The following is a 24,130-nucleotide window of genomic DNA, read 5'->3' on the forward strand; positions in this document are numbered from 1 at the left end:
AGCGCTGGCCTCCCGCCTGACGGGAGGCCTCAAAATCAGAGGTGGTGGCTATGTGCGAATTGCTCGGGATGAGCGCCAATGTTCCCACGGATATCTGTTTCAGCTTTACCGGACTGGTTCAGCGTGGCGGTGGAACCGGGCCTCACAAAGATGGCTGGGGCATTACCTTTTACGAAGATAAAGGTTGTCGTACGTTTAAAGATCCGCTGCCGAGCTTTAACTCGCCGATTGCGCATCTGGTGCAGGAGTATCCGATCAAATCGCATTCGGTGGTGGCGCACATCCGCCAGGCGAATCGTGGGCAGGTGTCGCTGGAAAACACCCATCCGTTTACCCGCGAGCTGTGGGGCCGAAACTGGACCTATGCGCACAACGGTCAGCTTAAGGGCTATCGTCAGCTGGAGACCGGTACATTCCGGCCGGTGGGTGAAACGGACAGCGAGATGGCGTTCTGCTGGATCCTGCATCAGCTGGCGACGCGCTATCCACGCACGCCGGGCAACTGGCCTGCGGTGTTTCGTTTTATCGGAGAGCTGGCGGGTTCGTTGCGGCAGAAGGGCGTGTTTAACATGCTGCTGTCAGATGGCCGCTATCTGATGGCCTTCTGCTCCACCAACCTGTTCTGGATCACCCGCCGGGCACCGTTTGGCCGGGCGCAGTTACTGGATCAGGATGTAGAGGTTGATTTCCAGCAGCACACCACGCCGCATGACGTGGTGACGGTGATTGCTACGCAGCCACTGACGGCCAATGAAACCTGGCAGCGGATTGCGCCAGGTGAATGGGCATTATTCTGCCTTGGAGAGCGCCAGGAATGAACGGGAAGCGGCTTCGGGACTGGCTAACACCGGTGCCGGGCTGCTGTTCATCACATATTTCCCGCTGGCGACGTTGACCATCGGCGGCTGGTGATATTTCGCAAAGTACGCATAGCCCGGCTGCAACTGCTGCCAGAAACTGGCGTCGCTGGAGTAGCGGTGACGCTGCATATTGCTGTCGGTCATGCGGAACGGATAGATGCTGATGCCAACATCCTGCTGACCGTTACGCAGCGCGGCATTCACATAGGTAAAAATCTCATCCATATAGGCGTTAGTCATGGCATAGCAGCCAATCGACTTACAGTCGCCATGAATCATCAGGTAGTTGCCGCTGTAGCCCTGATTACGATCGTACTGATTCGGGAAGCCGATGTTGATCGCGCGATAAAAGCGGCTATCCGGCTTCAGCTGATTCAGCTTCACGTTGTAAAAACCTTCCGGGCTTTTGAAATCGCCTTCACGACGTTTCGGGCCGAGGCCACCAGAAAAGTTACAGATGCGATAGGTATCCAGCAGGCGGAATTCGTTACCGATTTTGCCGTAGAGTTCGAGCGTGCGTTCTTCCTTGAAGATCTGGATATAGACCGGGGTGCCGAGTAACTGCTTCTTTAATTCTTTGCTGACCGGTGCCGTTGAGACGGGTTCGGGTGTCATTGCCATGCTGAGGGCTGGCAGTAAAATCATCGCAAACAGGAGTGCGATTTTGCCCATGCTGTGTGTACCTTGAGGTGAAGAGAACATGACGCAAAATGTGCGTCTCTGTTTGCATTATCGGAACTGTCCGCTACCGCAGCGCAACATTAAACATTGTCTGTTTTTTTAGCAAGACGCCGACAGCCAGATTCGCGATTTACTGAAAAATATTCGGCCAGAAATTTGTAAACTTTAATTGTGGGCCCGACAAATATTGCAGTTACCCCTGCCAACTGTATACTTATCCAGTGCCGGAGGGGGTATGCGTAAAATCATTCATGTCGATATGGACTGCTTCTATGCCGCGGTGGAGATGCGTGATAATCCCCAGCTGCGCGACATCCCGATCGCCATTGGTGGCAGCCGCGAGCGTCGCGGCGTGATCAGCACCGCTAACTATCCGGCGCGTAAATTTGGCGTGCGCAGCGCGATGCCAACCGGCATGGCCCTCAAGTTATGCCCGCATCTGCGCCTGCTGCCAGGCCGTTTCGACGCCTACAAAGAAGCCTCCGCACAGATTCGCGACATCTTTACCCGCTACACACCGCTGATTGAACCGCTCTCCCTTGATGAAGCCTATCTGGATGTCACCGACAGTCCGCACTGTCACGGCTCCGCCACGCTGATGGCACAGGAAATCCGTGCGACCATCTTCCGTGAAACCGGGCTTACCGCGTCAGCGGGTATCGCGCCGATTAAATTTCTGGCGAAGATCGCCTCTGACCTCAATAAGCCGGACGGCCAGTTCGTGATTACCCCGCCGGAGATGTCCGGTTTTCTGCTGACCCTGCCGCTGGCGAAGATCCCTGGCGTCGGCAAGGTCTCGGCCAAAAAGCTGGAAGAGATGGGGCTGGTAACCTGTGGCGACGTGCAGAAGGCGGACTTAGCGCTGCTGCTGAAGCGCTTTGGAAAGTTTGGCCGGGTGCTGTGGGAACGCAGCAACGGCATTGATGACCGTGAGGTGATCGTCGAGCGCGAGCGTAAATCGCTGGGGGTGGAACGCACGCTGGCGGAAGATATCAGTGACTGGGACGCCTGCCTGGAGATTATCGACTTTCTCTATGCTGAACTGGATCGCCGGCTGACGCAGATTCGACCGGACAAGCAGGTGGCGCGGCAGGGCGTGAAACTGAAGTTCAGCGATTTTCAGCAGACGACCCAGGAGCATATCTGGCCGGTACTGAATAAAGAGGACATGATTGCCATCGCCCGGAAAACCTGGGATGAGCGTCGCGCCGGGCGTGGCGTGCGGCTGGTGGGACTGCATGTCACCATGGTGGATCCCCAGCTGGAGCGTCAGCTGCTGCTGGGTCTGTAACCGTCAGCCTCACCAGTCGGCAAGGCTGACGCCGGATTACTTCTTATATTTCGCCTCAAGGGTCGCAAACCACGGTGCGATGAAATCTTCATTGCCGCCCCAGCCCGGAATAATCTTGTTCAGCGAGGCAACGTTCACCGCGCCAGGCTGACTGTTGAGCTGCTGCTGGGAGATCGACGCGGCTTTAAACTGATACGTCGCTGGCGTCTCTTCACCGGCAATTTTCTTCGCCACCAGACGCATATTCACCGCGCCGATGGTTTTAGGATCGACCGCCACCGTCTGCACCCATGGGCTGTTTTTCTCGCGCATCAGCTGCAAATCCTGATTCGAGACGTCGATGCTGTAGAGCTTAATCTCGGTTCGGCCATTCTCCTGCAGCGCTTTGTAAGCGCCCTGACTGAAGGCATCCCAGGCGCCCCAGATGGCATCGATTTTGCCTTTCGGGTATTTCGCCAGAATCGCGCCAATCTTGTTGGCGGTGTCGCCCTGAACGTCCGTCGACACTGCGCCAATCGACTCCAGCTGGTGAATGCCGGGATTCTCTTTCAGCAGTTTTTCATACACGACCTGACGGCGTTCCATCGGCGGGAAACCGGCGACCCACAGCTTGACGATGTTCGCTTTGCCGTTGAAATCATGGATGAGCTGGCCCAGCGACAGCTGCGCCAGTGAAGCGTCATCCTGCGCGGTGACGGTGACGCCCGGGATCGGGCTATCCACCGGCGTATCAAACACCGACAGCTTAATGCCTGCATCGGCAATGCGCTTCACCAGTCCGCTGGCGTAGGGCGCTTTACCGTGCGACAGCACGATGCCGTCATATTTCTGGCTGATCGCCTGATTCACGAAATCCTGGAAGCGCGCATCGTCGCCATTGCTGAGGAAGGTGCTGACCTTGAAGCCAAGCTGGCGACCCTGCTGAATGGCACCGGCAACAAACTGGGTGGTGTTGTCATCGGAGCCGAGATTGCGGATCACCGCAATACGGATCGGGCCATCATGACTGGCGATAGCCGCAGGCACCGGCGTGACGGTATCCGCGAAGGCGGCGCTGACGTTCAGCAGGCTCAGCGCCAGCAGCGAGAGTGTTATTTTTTGCATTGTTATTAACTCCGGTAAACGCGCCTCAGCGGCGCTGGATATAGGTAATCGCCAGTGCTAAAGCCAGCACCAGTCCTTTAATAATGTCCATGGCGTAGTAGGGCACAGAGAGCATCACCAGGCCGTTCTGCAGCACGCCGAGAATGACCGCGCCGACCAGCGTGCCCAGCGCGTTGGGCTTGCCGGAGCCGGCCAGCGAGAAGCCAATCCACGCCGCCGCGACCGCATCCATCAGATAGCCGCTGCCGGCATTGACCTGCGATGAACCGATACGCGACGCGAGCAGGATGCCGCCCAGACCGGCGAGCAGTGAGGCGATCACATAAGCCAGCACCCGGTAGCGGGTGGTACGGATGCCCGAGAGGCGCGCCGCTTCCGGATTACCGCCCAGCGCATACATGCGGCGGCCATGCTTAGTCAGCGACAGCGCCAGCTGTGCGGCAACGGTCACCACCAGCATAATGATGACGATGGTCGGCACCTGACCCAGCAGGCCAAACGCGGCCGGAATAGTGCCTTCCGCCATATCACCGCTCGGCAGCACCATGTTCTCGGTGATCGACCCGCCAAAGCTGTAGGTCATCGCCACACCCTGAATCACGAAGAGTGTCGCCAGCGTCGCCAGCATGTCGGGGATACGCAGGATCACAATCAGGAAGGCGTTAAACAGTCCGACCAGGGTGCAGAGCGCCAGGGTAATCAGGATTGCGGTGGTCGTGCCGAAGCCGTACCAGACAAACAGCGAAATCACTAACGCATTGGCGAGTGAGGCGGTCGAGCCGACCGACAGATCAAAGCCGCCCACGGTCAGGGAGATGGACACGCCGATCGCAATCACCGTCACAATCGCAATCGATCGCAGGATGTTGATGATGTTGTTAGGCTCAAGGAAGCTGTCAGAGGCCAGGCCAAAGGCGGCGATCAGGATCACTACCGTGAGTAACATGCCCCATTTATAGAGAAAGTCGAACAACTGGTGACGCCATGGCGCGGCCGTCAGGTTCAGGCTGGTTTCTTTGCTGCTCACGCAGGGGTTCCTCCGGTGGAATAGAGCAAAAGCGTTTCTTCGGTGACGTCGCGTGCGGCCAGTTCGGCCACAATACGTCCATCCCAGAGCACGCAAATCCGGTCGCATAAGCCGACCAGTTCAGAAAATTCACCCGACGCGTAGATGATGCCTTTCCCTTCGCGCGCCAGGTTGTCGATCAGGGTGAACAGCTCGGTTTTGGCTTTGATATCGACGCCTTTGGTCGGCTCATCGAAAATCAGCACATCAGCGTTGTTGCGCAGCCATTTGCCAATCGCCACCTTCTGCTGGTTGCCGCCTGAGAGACGCCGCAGTGTCTGTGCCGGGCCGGTGGTGCGCACCTGCAACTGCCGGATAACCTGTTCCGCCCAGCGCCACGCCTGACGATGCCCGAACAGGCTCCAGCGCGAAAAGCTGTCGTCCGCGCTGACGCTGAGGTTCATCGCCACCGATTCATCAATAAATATTCCCTCTTTACGCCGCTCTTCCGGCACCAGCGCCATGCGGCGACTGACCGAGTCGTGCGGCGAGCGCGGCTGCCACGGCTGACCATGCAGTTCACCGCGACTGACGCGGCTTTTGCTGGCACCAAACAGCGCTTTGCAGAGTTCGGTTTTGCCTGCACCGGCCAGTCCGGCGATGCCCAGAATTTCGCCTTTGTGCAGCCGCAGCGAGATATCCTGCAGCAGCTGCTCATCGTGCAGTCCCTCCACCGCCAGCAGCAGCGGCTGTGTCTGCTGTTCACGGCGGGCCGGGAAGATATCGGTAAGCTGATGGCCCAGCATCTTCTCCACGATCTGCTCGCCGCTCAGCGCCGCCATCGGGCCGGTTTCGATCAACCGGCCATCACGCAGCACCGTCAGCTGGTCGCAGATGGCTTTCAGTTCATGGATGCGGTGAGAGATGAACACTATGCCGATCCCACTGGCCTGCAGACGACGCACCACGGCAAACAGCCGTTCGCTTTCGTGCTGATCCAGCGGGGCAGTGGGTTCATCCAGAATCAGGAAGCGGCAGTGGTGCGACAGCGCCCGCGCCAGCAGAATTTGCTGCTTTTCCGCCAGGGTGCAGCGCTCCACCAGCCGGTTGACGTCCAGTGCCACGTCGAGCTGCGTCAGCAGCGCCCGCGCCTGACGGCGGATCTCACCCCAGCGATAGCGGTGACCGGGTTCTGCCAGCCGATCCAGCAAAATGTTTTCCGCCACGCTGAGCTGCGGCACCAGCGCCACGTCCACTTCCTGCTGAACCAGATGGATACCCAGCTGTTTTGCATCACGCGGCGTGCGGATGGAGACCGGTTCCCCATCCAGCAGGATTTCGCCGCTGTAGTGGCTGTGCCCGCCGGAAAGGATCGCCATCAGGGTAGATTTACCCGCGCCGTTCGCGCCGGTCAGGGCATGAACCGAATGGCCGTCACTGCGGAAATCCACCGACGATAGCGCGGCAAATCCGCTAAAAGCGATGGAGATGTTACGCATCTCAAGGCGGTTTAACCCTGGCATGTCATTACTCTCCTGAAGAATCACTGGCCGCATTTTTTCCTGAACCTTCAGGCGCGGCAACAGCTGAAAGCGCATAAGCTAGCACGAAATCTTATTAGCCATCCAGACATCCGGACATAACGGCGGCTGTGACCAGCGAAGCGCGGGAACGTGGCGGAATAGCGGGGTAAAGCGCGGAAAAGGCAGCGAATTATGCTGGGGGTAAGTGACAGGCATAAAAAAACCAGGCCGGAGCCTGGTTTACTTTTTTTGTGACAGAATTACTTTTCTGGCACTACATTCAGCAGGGTGGTCAGTAATTTCCAGTAAAGTCCAACGCTTTCGATGTGAACCTGCTCATCCGGCGAGTGCGGCCCGGTGATGGTCGGCCCAATCGAGACCATATCCATATCCGGATAAGGCTTTTTGAACAGACCACACTCCAGACCGGCGTGAATCACCTGAATGTTCGGGGTCTTATCAAACAGCGCGATATAGGTCTGACGGGTCAGCGCCATGATGGCGGAGTCCGCATCCGGCTGCCAGCCTGGGTAGCCGCCTTTCGCTTTGGTCTGCGCGCCCGCCAGCTGGCCCAGCGAGGTCAGCATCTGCACCACATAATCGCGGCCGGTGTCGATCAGCGAACGGATCAGGCAGTTGATCTCTGCGTGGTCATCTTCCATCGTCACCACACCGATATTCAGTGAGGTTTCGACCACACCTTTCGCCACGTCTGAATTGCGGATCACGCCGTTTGGCGTGCTGTTCAGCAGATTCAGGAAGCGATCGCGGCTGTCAGTGCTCAGGGCATTACCCTGATGCGCCAGCGGCTCGGTGACCAGTGCGATGTTTGGCTCTTTAACGCCATGCTCGTTTTTGATGGCGCTCAGGAAGTGCGCCGCTGCGGATTTCAGCGCATCCGCTTTGTGACTCTCGACCGCCACAGTAGCAAAGGCTTCACGCGGAATCGCGTTGCGTAGCGTACCGCCGCTGAAGGCCAGCAGACGCAGATCCAGTTCAGCCACATGGGCTGCCAGAAAGCGCGCCAGCAGTTTGTTGGCGTTGCCGAGGCCCATATGAATATCGGCACCGGAGTGACCACCACGCAGGCCTTTCAGCGTCAGCTTCAGGGTCTGGAACTCAGCAGGCACGGCTTCACGGGTCAGCGGCAGGGTGGAGACGAAGTCGATACCGCCTGCACAACCCATGTAGATCTCACCTTCTTCTTCGGAGTCGGTGTTGATCAGGATTTCAGCCTGCAGCCAGTTGGGTTGCAGACCGAAAGCGCCATCCATGCCGGTCTCTTCAGTCATGGTCAGCAGCACTTCCAGCGGGCCGTGCGTCAGGCTGTTGTCAGCCAGTACCGCCAGCGCAGAAGCCATACCGATGCCGTTGTCCGCGCCCAGCGTGGTGCCGCGTGCTTTTACCCACTCGCCGTCAATCCAGGGCTGAATTGGATCTTTGGTGAAGTCATGCACGGTGTCGTTATTTTTCTGCGGCACCATATCCAGATGCGCCTGCAGCGCAACCGGGGTACGGTTTTCCATGCCTGCGGTGGCGGGCTTACGAATCAGGATGTTGCCGACCTGATCGCGCTCACACCAGAAGCCCTGCTCTTTAGCCCAGCCGGTGATGTAGTTCGCCAGCGCTTCTTCGTGAAAAGAGGGATGGGGAATAGAGCAGATCTTAGCGAAAATATCCCACAGTGGCTGTGGAGAGAGTTGAGACAATTCAGACACGACAGGTCTCCTGTGTCAGTGTACCGGCGAGGCCGGACATCGCGAGTTTCCAGTGAAAAATCGCCGTCAGAGAATCTGACGAGCCAGGCCTGAGAATATCACTGTTTTTTACCGGGTGCGCTCTCAGACGCGCTAAAAAGCCGCAACCAGCGCGCGGGTGCTGGTTTTTAGTGCGTCAACTCCTTATAATCTCGCGCAACCTTTTCCCCGTTGCACATTTTTACGCCACCTCGGTTGGCTGGGATTTCTATTTTATGAGCGAAAAATACGTCGTTACCTGGGACATGCTTCAGATTCATGCCCGTAAACTGGCCCAGCGCCTGCTTCCTGTTGAACAGTGGACAGGCATTATCGCGGTGAGCCGCGGCGGTCTGGTACCGGCTTCGCTGCTGGCACGTGAACTGGGTATCCGCTACGTTGATACCGTCTGCATCTCCAGCTATGACCACGATCATCAGCGCGAAATGAAAGTGCTGAAGCGTGCGGAAGGCGACGGTGAAGGCTTTATTGTGATCGATGACCTGGTCGATACCGGCGGCACCGCCCAGGCGATTCGCGAGATGTACCCGAAAGCGCGTTTCTGCACCATTTTCGCGAAACCCGCCGGTCGCTCACTGGTTGATGATTATATCGTCGATATTCCGCAGGATACCTGGATTGAGCAGCCCTGGGATATGGGCGTGGTCTACATCCCGCCGATTGTAAAAAACTGATTGATACACATCAGACAACGCCCGGTTTTCCGGGCGTTGTGCTTTCTGAGCCTCGCACCCCGAATTGCCGTACAGTACACTTAGCCATCGCCGTTCTGTTGCAGGAGAAGTGAGTATGACGAGCAAAAACCTCAGCGAGGAGCTATTCAAGCCGCGCTTTAAGCATCCTGAAACCTCTTCCCTGGTTCGCCGCCAGCATCACGCTACACCGGATATCCACTCAGCCCTGGATGGTGACAGCCAGCGTGGCTGGTATCGCATGCTGAACAAGCTGATGTGGACATGGCGCGGCCTGACGCCGCAGGAGATCAGTGAAGTGCTGGCGCGTATCGCCATCAGCAACGTTGAACATACCGATGAGACGCTGCTCGATACGGTGATCGGTTTTCGCAGCGGTAACTGGCATTTCGAATGGTGCAGACAGGCAGGCATCTGGCAGCAGAAAGCGCTGGAGGCGACCGACGACAGCGAGGCGGGTGACTACTGGCTGCACGCGGCGCACCTCTATAGCGTTGCCGCTTATCCCTATATAAAAGGCGATGAGCTGGCTGACCAGGCACAGACGCTGGCCAATCGCGCCTATGAAGAGGCGACTCAGCGGTTGCCGGGCGAACTGAAATCCCTGACGTTTGCCATCACGGGCGGCAGCCCGGTCAGTGGCTTTCTGCACATACCACCGGATGTCGAAGCGCCTTATCCCACCGTGCTGTTCTGCGGCGCGCTCGACTCGTTACAGAGCGATCATTACCGCCTGTTCCATGACTATCTTGCCCCGCGCGGCATTGCGATGCTGACCATTGATGTGCCGTCGGTGGGTAATTCGGTGAAATGGACGCTGAATCAGGACACCAGTTTTCTGCATCAGCAGGTGCTGCGCGATCTGAAAAACGTGCCCTGGGTTGACCATACCCGCGTGGCGGCGTTTGGCTATCGCTTTGGCGCGAACGTGGCGGTGCGGCTGGCCTATCTGGAATCGCAGCGGCTGCGCGGCGTCGCCTGTCTTGGCCCGATTGTGCATGCGCTGCTGACGCAGACGGCATTGCAGGATGAGATCCCGGATATGTATATGGATATGCTGGCAAGCCGGTTAGGCATGGCGACCACTTCCGACAGCGCGCTGCGCACCGAACTCAATCGTTATTCGCTTAAAACCCAGGGATTGCTGGGCCGCCGGACGCCGACGCCGATGCTGTCGGGTTACTGGCAGAACGATCTTTTCAGTCCGGAAGAGGAGAGCAAGCTGATCGCTAACTCGTCGTCAGACGGCAAAGCGTTGCTGATTCCGGTGAAGCCGATGATGGCCAGTTTCGACAAGGCGCTGAATGAGATTTGCGACTGGCTGGAGAAGCGTTTAAAAAGGTAACTGGCAAAATTTACAGTATTTGCTACAACTAGTAGCGGAATTCTTCCGGGCGGCCTTATAAAGGCTTATGACGTAATCAGGCCGCCCGGAAATCAAGGCTGTATAGCGGTCAAAACCTATGGAGAATCAGCATGACGTTACCAAGTGGTCATCCCCGCAGTCGCCTGCTTAAGCGTTTTACCGAGCTTGGGCCTTATATTCGCGATGGGAAATGTGGCGAAACCCGGTTCTTCTTCGACTGTCTGGCTGCCTGCGTCAATGTGAAACCGGCACCGGAACTGCGTGAGTTCTGGGGCTGGTGGATGGAGTTGGAAGCGCAGGCTGATCACTTTACCTATGTCTACCATATCGGTCTGTTCGATAAAGAGGGCGACTGGTCGGTGGCAAACATCAAAGGCAAAGAGAACACGGCACGTGTGGAAGAGACCTTACGGAATTTCCATACCCGCCTGAAAGCGATGCTGAAGGAGTTAGACCTGGACCTTATCCCGGCCAGCGACTTCGATGAGAAACCGGTAAAGCTGAGTGCTTAATTGGGTGTTTAGCTTTAAAAGGGAGAGTAAATATCTCCCCACAAACGGCTGACCCGTCTCAACCAGGGTGAACCTGACAGCAACACATAAACTTAATGCGCAGGGAACTGGGTCAGAAGAGGAAAGCGTCCCGCGGCCTGGGACAAAAACGCCGGGAGCGTTTTTGAACAACGCAGAGCGTTGGCTCGGCAACGGGCGCACCTCATGGATGAGGTGCGTAATCGCGTGGGCCGAGCATGTCATGGACTGGGCTTAGCGTCTTTCCGATCTGACCCTGTTCTCTTCGCTGGCTCGAGCTCACAGCAGACCGGGCCAGATGGTTGAAACAACAAAAGGGCGAGTTGAAAAACTCGCCCTTTTTTATGCTCACAAATTCTGTCGCTCATGCTGTGCGGCATGAGCCTGAAATCAGAACTGGTAAGTCACACCCATCGCCACAATGTCGTCGTTGTTGATCGACAGCGCGTTGTCATCATCCAGCTGGTTGATTTTGTAATCCACGAAGGCGGACATGTTTTTGTTGAAATAGTAGGTTGCACCCACATCGATATATTTCACCAGATCCGCATCACCGATACCGTTTTCGATATCTTTGCCTTTGGTCTGCACATAGCCAATAGACGGACGCAGGCCGAAATCAAACTGATATTGCGCCACCAGTTCGATGTTCTGCGCCTTGTTGGCTGCGCCCGCGACGGCAGCGCCGGTATTACGGTTGGTGCCGCTGATTGGCGTCATATTGCGGGTATCAGTGTAAATCGCCGCCAGGTAAACGCTGTTGGCATCATACTTCACGCCTGCGCCCCAGGAATCTGCACGGTCACCGCCGCCATAGGCGCGCGCCTGCTGCTGGTTGGTGCGGTCAGATGAGGTGATGGCACTCATCAGGCTCACGCCGCTATCACCCAGCGCATAGCCCAGTGAAGCACCATAGCCGTCGCCGTTCTGGCGGTTAATGTCAGTACGGCTATTGGCGCTGGTGGCGTCGTTCTTGCCCTGATACTGCAGCGCAAATTTCAGGCCATCGACCAGACCAAAGAAGTTGTTGTTGCGGTAAGTCGCGACGCCAGTGGCGCGCTGGGTCATAAAGTTATCGGAACGGGCCGTGCCGTCACCACCGAATTCCGGGAACACGTCGGTCCAGGCTTCAACGTCATACAGCACGCCATAGTTACGGCCATAATCCACCGAACCATACTGCGAGAATTTCAGGCCAGCAAAACCCAGGCGGGTCTTGTTGCCGTTATTGGCGTCGCTGCCTTCAGAGTTATTAACGTTGTACTGATATTCCCACTGACCATAACCGGTCATCAGGTCATTAATCTGCGTCTGGCCTTTAAAGCCGATACGGGTATAAGACTTGTCACCGTCTGCGCTGGCATTATCGCTGATATAGTGCTCAGCTTTAACTTTGCCGTATAAATCCAGTTTGTTGCCGTCTTTGTTATAGATTTCGGCAGCGTGCGCGGCAGAAGCCAGCGTCAGCGTGGAGACGATCATGGCCAGTGTGCTTTTCTTCATTTGCTATCAATCCCAATGTGAACGCCGTAAAAAAACGAAAGTTTTTGTAAAACACCGACTTTTTACCCGTCCGTGATGAACTTTTTATGACACTTTTCCGGATTTCTTGTTAATGCTGAACTTTTGGTCTACCGCCTTGTCCGCGTAAATTCGTGCTTTTCCCCCGCTGGCTGTTGGCTTCCTTATCGACTCCTGTTAAAACGTCCTTTCGTAAAAATTTTTCACTACGGCAGGAAATATGAGTGGCAGTCAGACCTTAGTGGTCAAGTTGGGTACCAGCGTTCTTACCGGCGGCTCTCGCCGGTTAAATCGGGCGCACATGGTGGAACTGGTTCGCCAGTGCGCGCAGCAGCATGCCGCAGGCCACCGCATTGTGATCGTCACTTCTGGCGCGATGGCCGCCGGACGCGAACATCTGGGCTACCCCGAACTGCCACCCACCATCGCCTCAAAGCAGCTACTGGCTGCGGTGGGGCAGAGCCGTCTGATTCAGCTATGGGAACAGTTATTCTCCATCTACGGTATCCATATTGGTCAGATGCTGCTGACCCGTGCCGACATGGAAGATCGCGAACGTTTCCTGAATGCCCGCGACACGCTGCGCGCGTTGCTGGATAACCACATTGTGCCGGTGATCAACGAGAACGATGCGGTTGCTACCGCTGAAATCAAAGTGGGCGACAACGACAATCTTTCGGCGCTGGCGGCGATGCTCGGCGGTGCCGACAAGCTGCTGCTGCTGACCGATCAGCAGGGGCTGTTTACCGCCGATCCGCGCAACAATCCAGAGGCTGAGTTGATCAGCGACGTCCACGTGATCGATGATGCATTACGTGCGCTCGCGGGCGACAGCGTATCCGGCCTCGGTACCGGTGGCATGTCGACCAAGCTTCAGGCGGCGGATGTTGCCTGCCGCGCCGGTATTGATGTGATCATCGCGTCGGGCAGTCGCAGCGGTGTGATCAGCGATGTGATTGACGGTAAGCCGGTTGGTACGCGATTCCATGCACAGCAATCGCCGCTGGAGAACCGCAAACGCTGGATTTTCGGTGCGCCACCAGCGGGCGAACTCACCGTCGATGACGGGGCACTGGCGGCCATCATTGAGCGCGGCAGTTCGCTGCTGCCTAAAGGCATTCGCGCTATCCAGGGGAATTTCTCACGCGGTGAAGTGATCCGCATCCGCAGCCTGCAGGGCCGGGATATTGCTCACGGTGTTTCTCGCTACAACAGTGACGCGATGCGCATGATTGCCGGCCATCATAGCCAGCAGATCAGCGAAATTCTGGGATATGAATATGGCCCGGTGGCCGTTCACCGCGACGACATGATCGTCAGTTAAGGAGCGGACAATGCTTGAAGAGATGGGAAAAGCGGCGCGTGCCGCAGCGTATACCGTGGCCGATCTGTCGACGGCTGAGAAGAATCAGGTTCTGATGACCATTGCCGACCGCCTTGAGGCGGAGAGCGCAGACATTCTGGCTGCTAACGAGCTGGATTTAGCCGATGCGCGTCAGAACGGGATGAGTGCCGCGCTGTTAGACCGGCTGACACTCAACCCGCAACGCCTCGCCAGCATCGCCAGCGATGTGCGTCAGGTGTGTCAGCTGGCCGATCCGGTGGGACAGTTAATCGATGGCGGTCAGCTCGACAGCGGACTGCGTATTGAACGCCGTCGCGTGCCGCTGGGCGTTGTGGCAGTCATTTATGAGGCGCGTCCCAATGTCACAGTTGATGTCGCCAGCCTGTGCCTGAAAACCGGCAACGCCGCTATTCTGCGTGGCGGCAAAGAGACCTGGCGCACCAATGCGGCCACCGTCCGGGTGATCCAGAACGCGCTGAAGCAGCACGGTCTGCCGACGGCTATCGTGCAGGCGATTGAAAATCCGGATCGCGAGCTGGTGAATCAGCTGCTGAAGCTGGATCGCTACGTGGATATGCTCATCCCGCGTGGCGGAGCCGGGCTGCACAAGCTGTGCCGGGAAAACTCCACCATCCCGGTGATTACCGGCGGCATCGGGGTCTGTCACATTTACATTGATGAGACGATGGAGATTGAACCGGCGCTTGATCTGATCGTCAACGCCAAAAAACAGCGTCCCAGCGCCTGTAACTCGCTGGAAACGCTGCTGGTGGATCAGGCGATGGCCGAACGTTTCCTGCCCGCCTTCAGTGCGCGTATGGCGCAGGAAGGCATCGCGCTGCATGCTGACAGCAACGTGCTGGCGCAGCTGCAGCAGGGGCCAGCTTCGGTCATCCAGGTTAATCCTCAGCAGTACAATGATGAGTGGCTGTCGCTGGACCTTAACGTCAAATTAGTGGCGGATATGGATGAGGCGATCGATCACATCCGTACGCACGGCACGCAGCACTCGGATGCCATCCTGACCCGCGACACCCGCAACGCCGCGCGGTTTGTCCGTCAGGTCGACTCCTCAGCGGTCTATGTTAACGCCAGCACCCGATTCACCGATGGCGGGCAGTTTGGCCTGGGTGCGGAAGTGGCGGTCAGTACCCAGAAGCTGCACGCACGCGGGCCAATGGGATTAGAGGCGCTGACCACCTATAAATGGATTGCCTGGGGTGACGACACGCTCCGGTCATAGCTACGATAATTTTTAACAAAACGGGAGTCTTACAGAGACTCCCGTTTTTTTTAGCCCGGCTTTCCGGTCCAGTGAAAGGTAGAGTTTTCTGCCCATCTTATCAATTTTCATTCCGATCCCGTCACCGTTGCCCGTTATGCTGGCTGAATTTCACGCAATTTCTTACGGAACATTCCTGAAAGGCGGGGCTGTATGCGGCCTGAGGCAATATTTTTTGTTCAGCTGCAGACCGAAGCGGATAATGATAATTAGAAATGCTTGATAAAGCGGTTAGGTAGTAAACGAGCGGTAATATAAAATGAACTGGTAGCAATAATGAAAATAACATCCAGTATCTCTTCTATGGCTGATTATTAACTAATGGTTAAAAAAGAAAGTACAAGACAAGCTTTCACCACCAGGCTGATAGCGGCCTGTGAGAGTGCCGGCATTGTCGGACATGGACGAAACAAACAGGTTGCCAGAGCCCTGCAGCAGCAGGGCTGTAAGATTTCAACACCAGGAGTGTGGAAGTGGTTTAACGCGCAGTCAGTGCCTGATGGCGGCAATTTACTGGCGCTCAGCCAGCTGCTGGGAGTCAGGGTAGAGTGGCTGCAATACGGTATGGAACAACCCGCAGACCCGGTAACGCTGAATACGTTTACCGGCCATAAGAATGTGTTTCGGGTGGATAGCCTTGATATCGGGCAGCGAAGCGCTGCGGGTCTGCCCGCGCGTGATGAGTTTGTGGAGACCATCCAGGCGATCGAATATGGTCTGGATGAGGCGCGGGTGCTATTCAACGGGCGGCCGGCGGAGAACATCCGGTTAATTGCCATCAATAGCGACTCTATGGCTGACACCTTTGCACCGCGCGATCAGCTGTTTGTGGATATCAGCGTGCGGATGTTCGACGGTGATGGCATCTATATTTTTACCCTCGATGAGCAACTCTATCTCAAGCGTCTGCAGTTGCAACATAAGAAAATTGCTGTAATTTCAGATAATAAACGCTATGAAACCTGGTATCTCAATCACGATGACGTTACCAGCCTGAAGGTCCTGGCAAAAGTGATCATGAGCCAGGCGCGTCACTATCAAATCCTCGGCTAAGGCCGCTTTTGCCGCCTTTCTAAGACGGGCTGCAAAAAAATATTCGGCATAAATTCATAAATTTAACCAGCAGTAAATAAAAAATTAACCAACAGTGTTTGATAAAGCATAAGAACCTGTTAATAATTTGGATATGGATGAACGAAGCAGTTCTTTCACGGATGAGCCGCTCTTAAACAATTGAGGCGCTGCACAAGCGCGAATCATACCACCCAAAAGTCAGTGAACTTTGGGATGGGGTGGATGCGCAAAATGCAGCGTCGTCAGATGCCGTTTATTTCCCCTCGCTTACTTTCCACCTGGCTGCTAACGCAGCCGGGCGGCGAGCGTGCGAGCGCGATACACGTCATTCGGGCCCGTTCGGATCACCGAAAGCTCGCGCCTGCCACCCCATCGCCAAAGACTCATTCACAGGAGGAGTTATGGCGATAATTCACTATGGCAAAAGCGTTTTTGTGGGCAACGCACGTACTCGTCGCCATCGGCGGCGCCAACCTCTCAGCAGCCTGACTCAGAGCATCGACCAGGCCCTGAACTTCCCAACTGAACCCCCCGTCCTGAGACGTGCAGAGCAAATCTGCCAGCGTCAGGTCGCCCCGCGCGTTGATCGCGCAATCACTGCACCCCGCGTCACCAGTCAGGAAACACCCAGTTTCGACAATTGCTGTCTTCCGCACGTTCACCTCTACGCCGTGAGATGAAGCGCGAAGAAAGCGTACTTTTCCGTTCCGGCTAACTCTTCGTTATCTCCAGCTCTCACTGGGCGCAATTTGCTGAGTTACTGTTCAGTTTTGCTGCAGGGTCAGTCAGGCCTCTTGCCGCGCCTGAATGGTTAATGATCAGCAGGCGTTATGTATTTTTTTTCACAATGGTGAATTGCTTTAACCCGTCATTAAGGAGTCGTTATGAGCCAGATAATTGCAGTACTGAATTTTGAAGAGGGATATGTCGACACGCCTTACCTCGACACGCTGGGCTTTCCCACGGTGGCGGGCGGTATCCGCATCGGGCCTAAGGGGGCATCGCTGAGTAATTACACATTCCGCGTACCACGGCGCGTCGGGGATGTCTGGAAGCAGTGCATTCTTGAAAACAAAGTTCAGGAGATGCAGGGCAGGGATCTGCTGCGTAATGCGCTGGCGAAGTGCAATGACGCCCGTACGGATGTGTTGCTGAGCATGACCTATCAGTTGGGCGTCGAAGGCGTTATGCAGTTCAAAAACATGCTCACCGCCATCGCGGCTGAACAGTTCAATGAGGCGGCTGACGCGATGATGAACAGCCTCTGGGCCCGCCAGACACCGGGCCGCGCCAGGCGTCATGCAGAGATGATGCGCAGCGGAACCTATGCGGTTTACAGGGGGTTGCTATGAGATGGCTCATGTTTCTCGTCGCCGTGCTGACGGCGATCATCATCCTGCTGCTATTACAGCGCTTCACCACCCTGCAGTTTGTCTCTCATGCCCGCCTGCTCTTCAGAACCTGGTCCGTCTGGCTCGCGTCACTGGGTTCGATGCTCAGCGCCTGGGCGCAGTCGTTTCCTTCTGCTGCCGTTGATGCCTGGAGCGTACTGCCGGAGGACGTGAAAACGATTCTGCCGCACAACTACCTGGGGCTGGTGGGCGCATTCATGGTGGCGATGGGCGTGATTGCACAGTTTGTTCGTCAGAAAAATCTGCTCAACGCGAAGGAGCAGGCTGAAGGAGCGAAACCATGACTCTGATTACCACCTTACTTGGCGGCAGCTGGCACTGGCTTGCCGCACTGGCTGGCGTCATTGCAGCGCTGGGCGCCAGTTATTTCGGCGGCAGGAAAATCGGCAAAGTGCAGCAAAAAGCGCGATCTGACGTCGCAAACGCGCAACAGGAGGCGTCCCGCGTCAGCGCGGTGGCGCAACAACAACAACATAACCGCGAGGAGGCTAACCGTGTGGCGACTGACAATCATAGCCTTGATGACGCTGCTGCTCGCGACAAGCTGCAGCAGTCGAAATACCACAAACCCTGAGCCGGTAGCGATCACCGACTCTGCCTGCGTACTTTTTTCCCCTCTTTATACCTACGGCGATGACGCGCAAAAAATGGACGTCAGGACGGTGCGCGCCATCAACACCCACAACGACATGTGGGACACCCTTTGCGGCCATCCGGCTGCGGCTAAGTAGTGCGCTGACAATCAGCGCGATATCTCAATGATCCTGAGGAGGATTCTATGATCGAAGTTAACTCTTTTGCTGAACTGCGTACCACGGTCCCGCCAAAATCAGGTGAAGTCGCGAGCCTTAAACGCTATTACGACAAAGACTCCAGCTTCCGTGGCGGCGCAGACTTTGTCGGTTTCCTCAGCACCACGCCGCTGAAAGATGATGGCGGTACGGTGGCGGTGGGTAACGGTTTCTACTGGAAGCGCACCATCAACGATCCTGCCGAAGTGAATATCCTGCACTTTGGCGCGAGAGGGGATGGCGTGACCGATGACACTGAAGCCTTTAAGCGGATGCTGGCATGGACGCAGTCTTATAACACCTATGCGAAAGCGATGCCGGTACGTTTTCCGGGTGGCCGCTTCCTGATTTCACCCATCGATATCAGCGATACAGAGTTGCCGTTCTTTGGTCTGGCAGGTGACGATATCGAACTCGGCTCGTCACCGCGCACCACTATTATTTCTGACAAAAGTGCTACTCCGGTGTTTAAGGTTAATGCGCGTAAAATCGCCATCAAAGGCATCTGCTGGCACGGACAGGCTAATGCCGGGACTGTCGACACCACACTCAAAGTTACCGTCACGCCTGAACAGTGCAGCAACGTTCAGCCGTTCTTCGAAAACACGATTGTCGGCGGCCAGATCGTCAATATCTTCTGCTTCAAGGCGCAAAGTACCGGGGGAACCGTCTTTAAGCTGCAGGATACGCTCGACAGTAAGTTCGATCAGATCTACACCTCCACGACCTATTCACGCGTGTTTGATGTCGGCTGGTCAAACACACCGAAGGGGAACTGGGACCACTCAACCGCCATTGAGCTCTGTAATGCCAACTTCCAGTCGGGCTACGGCGATGCCACGCTCTACATGCCGCGCGTTACGCAGGGCGTCATGCGCAACGTCTGGATTGAGCACACGACTAACCCGGGGGATTTGTCGGACGGCGGCTGGAACATTGAGACGCTCAACATTGAAGATTGTGCCACGCCGCTCAATCTCAACAATGCCCGCGTGGTGATGCGTCATATTAACCTGCAGGCGGGGGCGAAAATCACCAATGATCTGGCCGGGAGTAAGTGGTTATCGACCTTTGAATATGGCTATCGTCGGGATGAGAACTACGGCACGTTCATGACCGGTTCGCTGCGTGCTGGCTATTACAGCGGCTATAAAGTGGTGAATAACACCGCGACCGACAACTGGTATCGGCTGGGGCAGCTCTATTTCCCGGCGCCTAACCAGCAATGGGTGATGGAGCTGATCAGTAAAGCGGATGCCACCACGCCGTCCGGCACCGCCGGTTCACCGGTAAATATGCCTGCCACCGGTAAAACTCTGATCAACCTGCAGCGACTGGAAACGGTCTGGGCCGATGCTTACCACATGGGACAGCCTTCCGTGCTGGACATTCGTTATGGCCGGGTAGGGACCACCTATGCCGTCATCTGGGTCAAACTGAAAGCCAACAGCGGCGAGACCATGTTCAACCTGAAGACTACCGGTCCGACCCGCTTCGATACCGGCTCCTGCTCGCTGTTCCAGTCGGATATGTCGGTGGTAACGGACATCACCAATATCAGCAACCTGAAACCTGCGGCACGCTTCGGCATGCACAATGGACTGGCAGGTATTGGTGCTAACGAGAAGGGCGTGGTGACGCTCGCGACCGCTGCGGGTACACCGACCAATAAAACCGCGCCAACCGGTTTTGTGCTGATCAATATCAACGGCGTTGACCGCAAGGTTCCTTACTACGATTGATGATCGGCATGTTTTGGGCGAGGCTCCGGCCTCGCCCTTTTTTGATCTGACATTATCTCCGCTTCTTTTTACGTCGCCAGAAAAGTCACAGCTGCACTGTAAAGCCAGACAGTCTCCCTGACACAGCCTTTCGCCTTCACCCTCGTCAGCGGGCTGATTGCGATTAATTTGAATTACGGCTTGCGTCACTTTAAGAAGTGTGGCCTAATGAATCGTCGGTTTGATTAACAGACACTATCAAAGTAAGTAATCAAAGCAGTTCTCATCTCTAAGTTTGTCGCGAGACATCCCTTCTTTTTGAGTCTTCTCTTACGTTCTGATTAAAATCTGTTCTCAGGCCATTATGCCGGAAGGCTCGATATATTAAGGATTTAAGCATGTCTAACAAAATTCGCGGTACCGTTAAATGGTTTAACGCAGAGAAAGGCTTCGGTTTCATCTCTCCTGCAGACGGCAGCAAAGATGTATTCGTACATTTCTCTGCAATCCAGGGCACCGATTTCCGTTCATTAGACGAAGGTCAGCAAGTTGAATTCACAGTAGAAAATGGCGCCAAAGGCCCAGCTGCTGCGAACGTTGTTGGTCTCTAAGGACTGAAAATTACTTTTAAATGTCCTCACTGTAATGGCTCACAGTTTCGTACATCGCATTTTGATGTTACAAGAGCCAATCCGCATGGAGCGAAATGCATTTTCTGCAAATCTGTCGTTGTTCAGGTGAACGCGGCGAGGATTGCAATTCAGAGCCAGCTTCGCGCTCTCTGATAAAGGCTAGTGAGCTTTATAGCGTTGTTGCATTTACAGTAATAAAAGGCTGCCTCTGGCAGCCTTTTTTGTTTTCTGCTGTTCCCCTCCGCCATCCCTCATCCTTTCTTCTGTACCCGCCGGAATACCTTAGCTTCCCTGCGCAACTTTTTGGTCAACCATCTGTAACCTGTTCGTTTACTGTCACCGATCTGAAAAGGCCCGCCGGAGCAGGCCATTAAAGGGAATCAGCGAAGCACGGGTTGCAGTGCGAGCTTGCCGGTATTAAACACGCTCATTGCCTGTGCCATACGCTCAGCCTGATCCTGCAGTGCCTGTGAAGCAGCTGATGCTTCCTGAACCAGCGCGGCGTTCTGTTGCGTTACCGCTTCCATCTGGGTAATCGCCTGATTGATCTCATTGATGCCGCTGCTCTGCTCGCTGCTGGCAATGGTGATTTCGCTCATGATGTTCGCCACGCTCTGCACGCTGTTTACCACCTCGCCGATGGTCGAACCCGCATGGGTTACCAGTTTGCTGCCTTCATCGACTTTAGCGACCGAATCTTCAATCAGTACCTTAATCTCTTTGGCCGCGGAGGCTGAGCGCTGTGCCAGATTACGCACTTCACTTGCAACCACCGCAAAGCCGCGACCCTGTTCACCCGCCCGCGCCGCTTCAACGGCGGCGTTCAGTGACAGAATATTGGTCTGGAAGGCGATGGAGTCGATAACGCTGATGATATCGACAATTTTGCGTGAGGAGAGGGCGATTGCTTCCATCTTCTCGATCACTTTTTCCATGACCACGCCACCTTCACGCGCTACGCTGGAAGTCGTCGATACCAGGTGATTAGCTTCACGCGCGTTGTCGGCATTGTGTTTCACGGTCGACGTCATCTGCTCCATGGCAGAGGCGGTCTCTTCCAGTGAACTGGCCTGCTGCTCAGTGCGGGTTGAGAGGTCAAGGTTACCACTGGAGATTTGATTGGAGGCGACCGCGATAGTGTCGGAGCCGGTGCGTACTTCAGTCACAATCGACAGCAGGTTATCGTTCATTCGCTGCAGCGCCTGCATCAGGACGCCGGTTTCATCACGCGAGGTGACCTGCATCTGGGAACTCAGATCGCCCGCGGCAACGCGTTCAGCGACGTCAACCGCAGCAACCAGCGGACGCACAATAGAGCGGGTCAGGAAGTAGCCCAGCATAATCGCGGCCAGAATCGCCAGCGCGGAGAAAATCAGGGTGATGGTGATGGCTGACTGTCCATTTTCCACAATGCCCTGGCCTTCACTGCGCAGCTGTGAGTCCTGTGAGTTGGCAAAATTCACCGCATCCTGAAGAAACTTATTCTGTGTCGCGGTCATCGATTTCAGGACATAGGCGCTGGCTGCATCAAAATTGCCCGCTTTGATCAGGCCGATCAATTCAGTTTTGACCTGCTCAAACGCCTGAGCAGACGCCAGCAGACCGGCGATCTTTTTCTTACCGACTGGTGTAACCTGGATGTCCTCAATCTTTTTCATCGCGATGTTAGTGCGTTGCGTGGCTTCATCCAGCTGACCATAACGCTTCACATTCATTTCCGGACGGTTCGTGTCGATCACCATGCCGCGCAGGTATTTGATCTGATCGTTGACGCCATCGCGCACATCAAATGCCAGTCGTACTTTCACATAGCGATCGTCGACGATCGATGAGATCGCGGTATTAATACTGTTAATTCTGGTAATGGATGTTACGCCAATCACTATCAGTAACGCCACAATAATACCGAAGGCTGCTGCGAGCCGCATACCGACCTTCATATTCTTAATACTGAACATGTTCTCTTCCCCGTTTTATTATTAATCAGTTTGTTAGCAGCACTCAGGTTTCCTGCTGTTGTGCGCAGTGCCTTGCTGATGTCTGTGGTCACAACCGCAGGCAAAAAGGTGATCTCGCACAGTCTGTTATCGGAGCACGCAGTTGTACCTTTAATAATTTTTAAGTAATAACGGTGCGTGAATAAATAGTCACTGAAAAGCTTCAGAAAGGGTTAACAAATAAACAAAGGGGAAACTCAGGCAAAAAAAAGGGCCGTCAGCAGTAATGCTGACGGCCCGATCCAGACAAGCATGACCGGATTCAGAAAACTAAGAAGTAGAGGCCTACCCAGAATGCGACACTTAACGTGACGGCGGTAATCCAGGCCAGCTGGCGTAAACGGCCACGCAGCACTTTCTGAGGAGAAGGGGTAGCAGGTGCCGGTGTAACAGGTAAAGTTTCAATATGCATAGTCGGTTCCTGATCAGATCAGCCATTCTGCTGGCTAAAAAGTAAAAATATACCGGGCATTCTTCGCGGCCCGGATTTGTTTAGCGTGCAGTGTCGAGAACGTTAAAAATCACGTCTGACAGCTCATTCAGTTCAAACTTCGCCACATAACCGTCGGCACCCACTTTGCGCACATGATCTTCGTTGGCGCTGCCAGAGAGTGAGGAGTGAATGACGACCGGCAGAACCTTGAGAATCGGGTCCCGCTTAATGTTACGGGTCAGCGTAAAGCCATCCATCTCTGGCATCTCCAGGTCGGTCAGGACCAGCGCAATTTTGTCGTGAATCGACTCGCCCGCGGCCTGTGCTTCCTGGCTCATCAGCTTAATTTTTTCCCACGCTTCCAGACCAGTGTTAAACATCAGCGCCGGAATGCCCATGCTCTTCAGGCCCTGCTCCAGCAGCTGACGCGCCACTTTAGAATCTTCTGCCACAATGGCGACTGCACCAGGGCGATAGTTGAACGCACGCGGTCTGGCCGCTTCCGGTTCAACGCCGCGCACTGAAGGAATGATGTCATACAGAATCTGCTCAACGTCCAGCACCATCGCCAGCTCGTTGCTCTGCTTTTCGCTGTCCAGGCAGGCGATGCTGGTAATATTGCGGCCACCGATACCGGCTTCGGCGGTATGCACCTGGCTCCAGTCGAGACGCACGATGTTCTCAACTGACTCCACGGCAAACGCCTGGGTGTTACGGGCATATTCGGTCACCAGCAGCAGGTTAAGACCGGTTTCCGGCACACAGCCCGCGACTGCAGGCAGGTCGATCACCGGAATGAACTGACCACGAATACTCGCCATGCCCAGCAGGGGCGAACGCATGCCCGCGGCTTTAGTGATGGTCGGCATCGGTACAATTTCACGCAGCTTGAAGACGTTAATGCCAAACAGTTCAGATTTGCCTTTCAGCTGATCGGAACCTAAGCGAAACAGCAGCAGCTCAAACTTGTTCGATAACGCGAGGTTCGCTCTTTCATCGATCTCTTTTTGAAAATTATCCATGGTTGCCTCTGCATTAACGCAGCTGGTGAAATAGGGTGTGAACAGGTTATCGGCAGCAAACGGAAAAAGGTGAGAAGAGAAGGGTGAAAT

Annotated in this window: 24 protein-coding genes; 15 read left to right on the forward strand and 9 right to left on the reverse strand. The window is 55.4% G+C overall.

The window, feature by feature from the left end:
- Positions 1 to 50: 50 nt before the first annotated feature.
- Positions 51 to 818 (forward strand): class II glutamine amidotransferase, encoded by a 768-nt coding sequence (locus AC6I8C_RS03920; RefSeq protein ID WP_497821660.1) that lies wholly within the window; start codon positions 51 to 53, stop codon positions 816 to 818.
- Here the strand turns inward: AC6I8C_RS03920 and dpaA are convergent.
- Positions 789 to 1,532: a peptidoglycan meso-diaminopimelic acid protein amidase gene (dpaA, locus tag AC6I8C_RS03925; protein WP_497821661.1), complete on the reverse strand. Its 744-nt coding sequence runs from the start codon at positions 1,530 to 1,532 to the stop codon at positions 789 to 791. The two genes, AC6I8C_RS03920 and dpaA, sit on opposite strands and share 30 nt — an antisense overlap.
- A gap of 244 nt (positions 1,533 to 1,776) precedes the next feature.
- Here dpaA and dinB point away from each other — a divergent pair, with 244 nt between their 5' ends.
- Positions 1,777 to 2,832, forward strand: a complete 1,056-nt coding sequence (gene dinB / locus AC6I8C_RS03930) for a DNA polymerase IV (RefSeq protein WP_497821662.1) — start codon at positions 1,777 to 1,779, stop codon at positions 2,830 to 2,832.
- A gap of 36 nt (positions 2,833 to 2,868) precedes the next feature.
- Here dinB and AC6I8C_RS03935 read toward each other — a convergent pair whose 3' ends face one another.
- From AC6I8C_RS03935 to pepD, 4 genes are all read right to left on the reverse strand, one after another.
- Complete coding sequence (locus AC6I8C_RS03935) at positions 2,869 to 3,936, reverse strand: sugar ABC transporter substrate-binding protein (protein ID WP_497821663.1); 1,068 nt, start codon at positions 3,934 to 3,936, stop codon at positions 2,869 to 2,871.
- 25 nt (positions 3,937 to 3,961) lie between these two features.
- On the reverse strand, positions 3,962 to 4,963 hold the full coding sequence (locus AC6I8C_RS03940; RefSeq protein ID WP_033731686.1) for an ABC transporter permease: 1,002 nt from the start codon (positions 4,961 to 4,963) through the stop codon (positions 3,962 to 3,964).
- Positions 4,960 to 6,465, reverse strand: coding sequence for a sugar ABC transporter ATP-binding protein (locus AC6I8C_RS03945; protein WP_497821664.1), 1,506 nt, complete (start codon positions 6,463 to 6,465; stop codon positions 4,960 to 4,962). Before AC6I8C_RS03945 ends, AC6I8C_RS03940 begins: the two co-directional genes overlap by 4 nt.
- 260 nt (positions 6,466 to 6,725) lie before the next feature.
- Positions 6,726 to 8,183: a beta-Ala-His dipeptidase gene (pepD, locus tag AC6I8C_RS03950; RefSeq protein ID WP_497821665.1), complete on the reverse strand. Its 1,458-nt coding sequence runs from the start codon at positions 8,181 to 8,183 to the stop codon at positions 6,726 to 6,728.
- Positions 8,184 to 8,437: 254 nt separating this feature from the next.
- Between pepD and gpt the strand changes: the two genes are divergently transcribed.
- The 3 genes from gpt (at position 8,438) to crl (ending at position 10,792) form a co-directional block, all read left to right on the forward strand.
- The gene (gene gpt / locus AC6I8C_RS03955) at positions 8,438 to 8,896 is read left to right on the forward strand and encodes a xanthine phosphoribosyltransferase (protein ID WP_003851171.1); all 459 of its coding nucleotides are present in this window, start codon (positions 8,438 to 8,440) and stop codon (positions 8,894 to 8,896) included.
- A gap of 115 nt (positions 8,897 to 9,011) precedes the next feature.
- Entirely contained in the window at positions 9,012 to 10,259 is a 1,248-nt protein-coding gene (gene frsA, locus AC6I8C_RS03960; RefSeq protein WP_013356905.1) for an esterase FrsA, read from the forward strand.
- 131 nt (positions 10,260 to 10,390) lie between these two features.
- Positions 10,391 to 10,792, forward strand: coding sequence for a sigma factor-binding protein Crl (gene crl / locus AC6I8C_RS03965; RefSeq protein ID WP_266308026.1), 402 nt, complete (start codon positions 10,391 to 10,393; stop codon positions 10,790 to 10,792).
- Positions 10,793 to 11,200: 408 nt separating this feature from the next.
- Here the strand turns inward: crl and ompC are convergent, their stop codons facing one another.
- The gene (gene ompC, locus AC6I8C_RS03970) at positions 11,201 to 12,313 is read right to left on the reverse strand and encodes a porin OmpC (protein WP_013356907.1); all 1,113 of its coding nucleotides are present in this window, start codon (positions 12,311 to 12,313) and stop codon (positions 11,201 to 11,203) included.
- Positions 12,314 to 12,551: 238 nt separating this feature from the next.
- Here ompC and proB point away from each other — a divergent pair, with 238 nt between their 5' ends.
- From proB to ymcF, 10 genes are all read left to right on the forward strand, one after another.
- A complete protein-coding gene (gene proB / locus AC6I8C_RS03975) occupies positions 12,552 to 13,655 on the forward strand; it encodes a glutamate 5-kinase (protein WP_010255198.1) in 1,104 nt (367 codons plus the stop codon).
- A 10-nt stretch (positions 13,656 to 13,665) separates the two neighbouring features.
- Entirely contained in the window at positions 13,666 to 14,919 is a 1,254-nt protein-coding gene (gene proA / locus AC6I8C_RS03980; RefSeq protein WP_033731689.1) for a glutamate-5-semialdehyde dehydrogenase, read from the forward strand.
- Between the two features lie 360 nt (positions 14,920 to 15,279).
- Positions 15,280 to 16,011: a S24 family peptidase gene (locus AC6I8C_RS03985; RefSeq protein ID WP_497821666.1), complete on the forward strand. Its 732-nt coding sequence runs from the start codon at positions 15,280 to 15,282 to the stop codon at positions 16,009 to 16,011.
- Positions 16,012 to 16,433: 422 nt separating this feature from the next.
- On the forward strand, positions 16,434 to 16,712 hold the full coding sequence (locus tag AC6I8C_RS03990; RefSeq protein ID WP_497821667.1) for a transcriptional antitermination N peptide: 279 nt from the start codon (positions 16,434 to 16,436) through the stop codon (positions 16,710 to 16,712).
- 204 nt (positions 16,713 to 16,916) lie between these two features.
- Positions 16,917 to 17,384 (forward strand): glycoside hydrolase family protein, encoded by a 468-nt coding sequence (locus AC6I8C_RS03995; RefSeq protein ID WP_013356911.1) that lies wholly within the window; start codon positions 16,917 to 16,919, stop codon positions 17,382 to 17,384.
- Entirely contained in the window at positions 17,381 to 17,728 is a 348-nt protein-coding gene (locus tag AC6I8C_RS04000) for a DUF7940 domain-containing protein (RefSeq protein ID WP_150013031.1), read from the forward strand. The genes AC6I8C_RS03995 and AC6I8C_RS04000 overlap by 4 nt, the downstream gene beginning before the upstream one ends.
- A complete protein-coding gene (locus AC6I8C_RS04005) occupies positions 17,725 to 18,018 on the forward strand; it encodes a hypothetical protein (RefSeq protein ID WP_312121770.1) in 294 nt (97 codons plus the stop codon). The genes AC6I8C_RS04000 and AC6I8C_RS04005 overlap by 4 nt, the downstream gene beginning before the upstream one ends.
- A 204-nt stretch (positions 18,019 to 18,222) precedes the next feature.
- Positions 18,223 to 19,977, forward strand: a complete 1,755-nt coding sequence (locus AC6I8C_RS04010; protein ID WP_497821668.1) for a putative phage tail protein — start codon at positions 18,223 to 18,225, stop codon at positions 19,975 to 19,977.
- Positions 19,978 to 20,354: 377 nt separating this feature from the next.
- Positions 20,355 to 20,567, forward strand: a complete 213-nt coding sequence (gene cspE, locus AC6I8C_RS04015) for a transcription antiterminator/RNA stability regulator CspE (RefSeq protein ID WP_003854408.1) — start codon at positions 20,355 to 20,357, stop codon at positions 20,565 to 20,567.
- Positions 20,568 to 20,570: 3 nt separating this feature from the next.
- Complete coding sequence (gene ymcF, locus AC6I8C_RS04020; RefSeq protein WP_098053076.1) at positions 20,571 to 20,741, forward strand: cold shock small protein YmcF; 171 nt, start codon at positions 20,571 to 20,573, stop codon at positions 20,739 to 20,741.
- A gap of 227 nt (positions 20,742 to 20,968) precedes the next feature.
- Here the strand turns inward: ymcF and AC6I8C_RS04025 are convergent, their stop codons facing one another.
- From AC6I8C_RS04025 to AC6I8C_RS04035, 3 genes are all read right to left on the reverse strand, one after another.
- The gene (locus tag AC6I8C_RS04025; protein ID WP_497821669.1) at positions 20,969 to 22,546 is read right to left on the reverse strand and encodes a methyl-accepting chemotaxis protein; all 1,578 of its coding nucleotides are present in this window, start codon (positions 22,544 to 22,546) and stop codon (positions 20,969 to 20,971) included.
- A 301-nt stretch (positions 22,547 to 22,847) separates the two neighbouring features.
- Positions 22,848 to 22,997 carry a hypothetical protein gene (locus AC6I8C_RS04030; protein WP_167493438.1) on the reverse strand — a complete coding sequence of 50 codons (150 nt, stop codon included), beginning with the start codon at positions 22,995 to 22,997 and terminating at the stop codon, positions 22,848 to 22,850.
- 80 nt (positions 22,998 to 23,077) lie between these two features.
- A complete protein-coding gene (locus AC6I8C_RS04035; protein WP_497821670.1) occupies positions 23,078 to 24,040 on the reverse strand; it encodes a chemotaxis protein in 963 nt (320 codons plus the stop codon).
- Positions 24,041 to 24,130: the final 90 nt, after the last annotated feature.

This window comes from Pantoea sp. X-Soil-YNGN-844 (genome assembly GCF_059730595.1).

What these genes read in the sequence shown, in the direction of transcription:
- gpt (WP_003851171.1), top strand. Translation starts at nt 8,438, where the DNA reads ATGAGCGAAAAATACGTCGTTACCTGGGACATGCTTCAGATTCATGCC.
- proA (WP_033731689.1), top strand. Translation starts at nt 13,666, where the DNA reads ATGCTTGAAGAGATGGGAAAAGCGGCGCGTGCCGCAGCGTATACCGTG.
- AC6I8C_RS03985 (WP_497821666.1), top strand. Translation starts at nt 15,280, where the DNA reads ATGGTTAAAAAAGAAAGTACAAGACAAGCTTTCACCACCAGGCTGATA.
- ompC (WP_013356907.1), bottom strand. Translation starts at nt 12,313, where the DNA reads ATGAAGAAAAGCACACTGGCCATGATCGTCTCCACGCTGACGCTGGCT.
- crl (WP_266308026.1), top strand. Translation starts at nt 10,391, where the DNA reads ATGACGTTACCAAGTGGTCATCCCCGCAGTCGCCTGCTTAAGCGTTTT.
- AC6I8C_RS03920 (WP_497821660.1), top strand. Translation starts at nt 51, where the DNA reads ATGTGCGAATTGCTCGGGATGAGCGCCAATGTTCCCACGGATATCTGT.
- AC6I8C_RS04005 (WP_312121770.1), top strand. Translation starts at nt 17,725, where the DNA reads ATGACTCTGATTACCACCTTACTTGGCGGCAGCTGGCACTGGCTTGCC.
- cspE (WP_003854408.1), top strand. Translation starts at nt 20,355, where the DNA reads ATGTCTAACAAAATTCGCGGTACCGTTAAATGGTTTAACGCAGAGAAA.
- AC6I8C_RS04010 (WP_497821668.1), top strand. Translation starts at nt 18,223, where the DNA reads ATGATCGAAGTTAACTCTTTTGCTGAACTGCGTACCACGGTCCCGCCA.
- AC6I8C_RS04030 (WP_167493438.1), bottom strand. Translation starts at nt 22,997, where the DNA reads ATGCATATTGAAACTTTACCTGTTACACCGGCACCTGCTACCCCTTCT.
- AC6I8C_RS03945 (WP_497821664.1), bottom strand. Translation starts at nt 6,465, where the DNA reads ATGCCAGGGTTAAACCGCCTTGAGATGCGTAACATCTCCATCGCTTTT.
- AC6I8C_RS04000 (WP_150013031.1), top strand. Translation starts at nt 17,381, where the DNA reads ATGAGATGGCTCATGTTTCTCGTCGCCGTGCTGACGGCGATCATCATC.
- proB (WP_010255198.1), top strand. Translation starts at nt 12,552, where the DNA reads ATGAGTGGCAGTCAGACCTTAGTGGTCAAGTTGGGTACCAGCGTTCTT.
- dpaA (WP_497821661.1), bottom strand. Translation starts at nt 1,532, where the DNA reads ATGGGCAAAATCGCACTCCTGTTTGCGATGATTTTACTGCCAGCCCTC.
- frsA (WP_013356905.1), top strand. Translation starts at nt 9,012, where the DNA reads ATGACGAGCAAAAACCTCAGCGAGGAGCTATTCAAGCCGCGCTTTAAG.
- AC6I8C_RS03995 (WP_013356911.1), top strand. Translation starts at nt 16,917, where the DNA reads ATGAGCCAGATAATTGCAGTACTGAATTTTGAAGAGGGATATGTCGAC.
- AC6I8C_RS04035 (WP_497821670.1), bottom strand. Translation starts at nt 24,040, where the DNA reads ATGGATAATTTTCAAAAAGAGATCGATGAAAGAGCGAACCTCGCGTTA.
- AC6I8C_RS03935 (WP_497821663.1), bottom strand. Translation starts at nt 3,936, where the DNA reads ATGCAAAAAATAACACTCTCGCTGCTGGCGCTGAGCCTGCTGAACGTC.
- dinB (WP_497821662.1), top strand. Translation starts at nt 1,777, where the DNA reads ATGCGTAAAATCATTCATGTCGATATGGACTGCTTCTATGCCGCGGTG.
- AC6I8C_RS04025 (WP_497821669.1), bottom strand. Translation starts at nt 22,546, where the DNA reads ATGTTCAGTATTAAGAATATGAAGGTCGGTATGCGGCTCGCAGCAGCC.
- AC6I8C_RS03990 (WP_497821667.1), top strand. Translation starts at nt 16,434, where the DNA reads ATGGCGATAATTCACTATGGCAAAAGCGTTTTTGTGGGCAACGCACGT.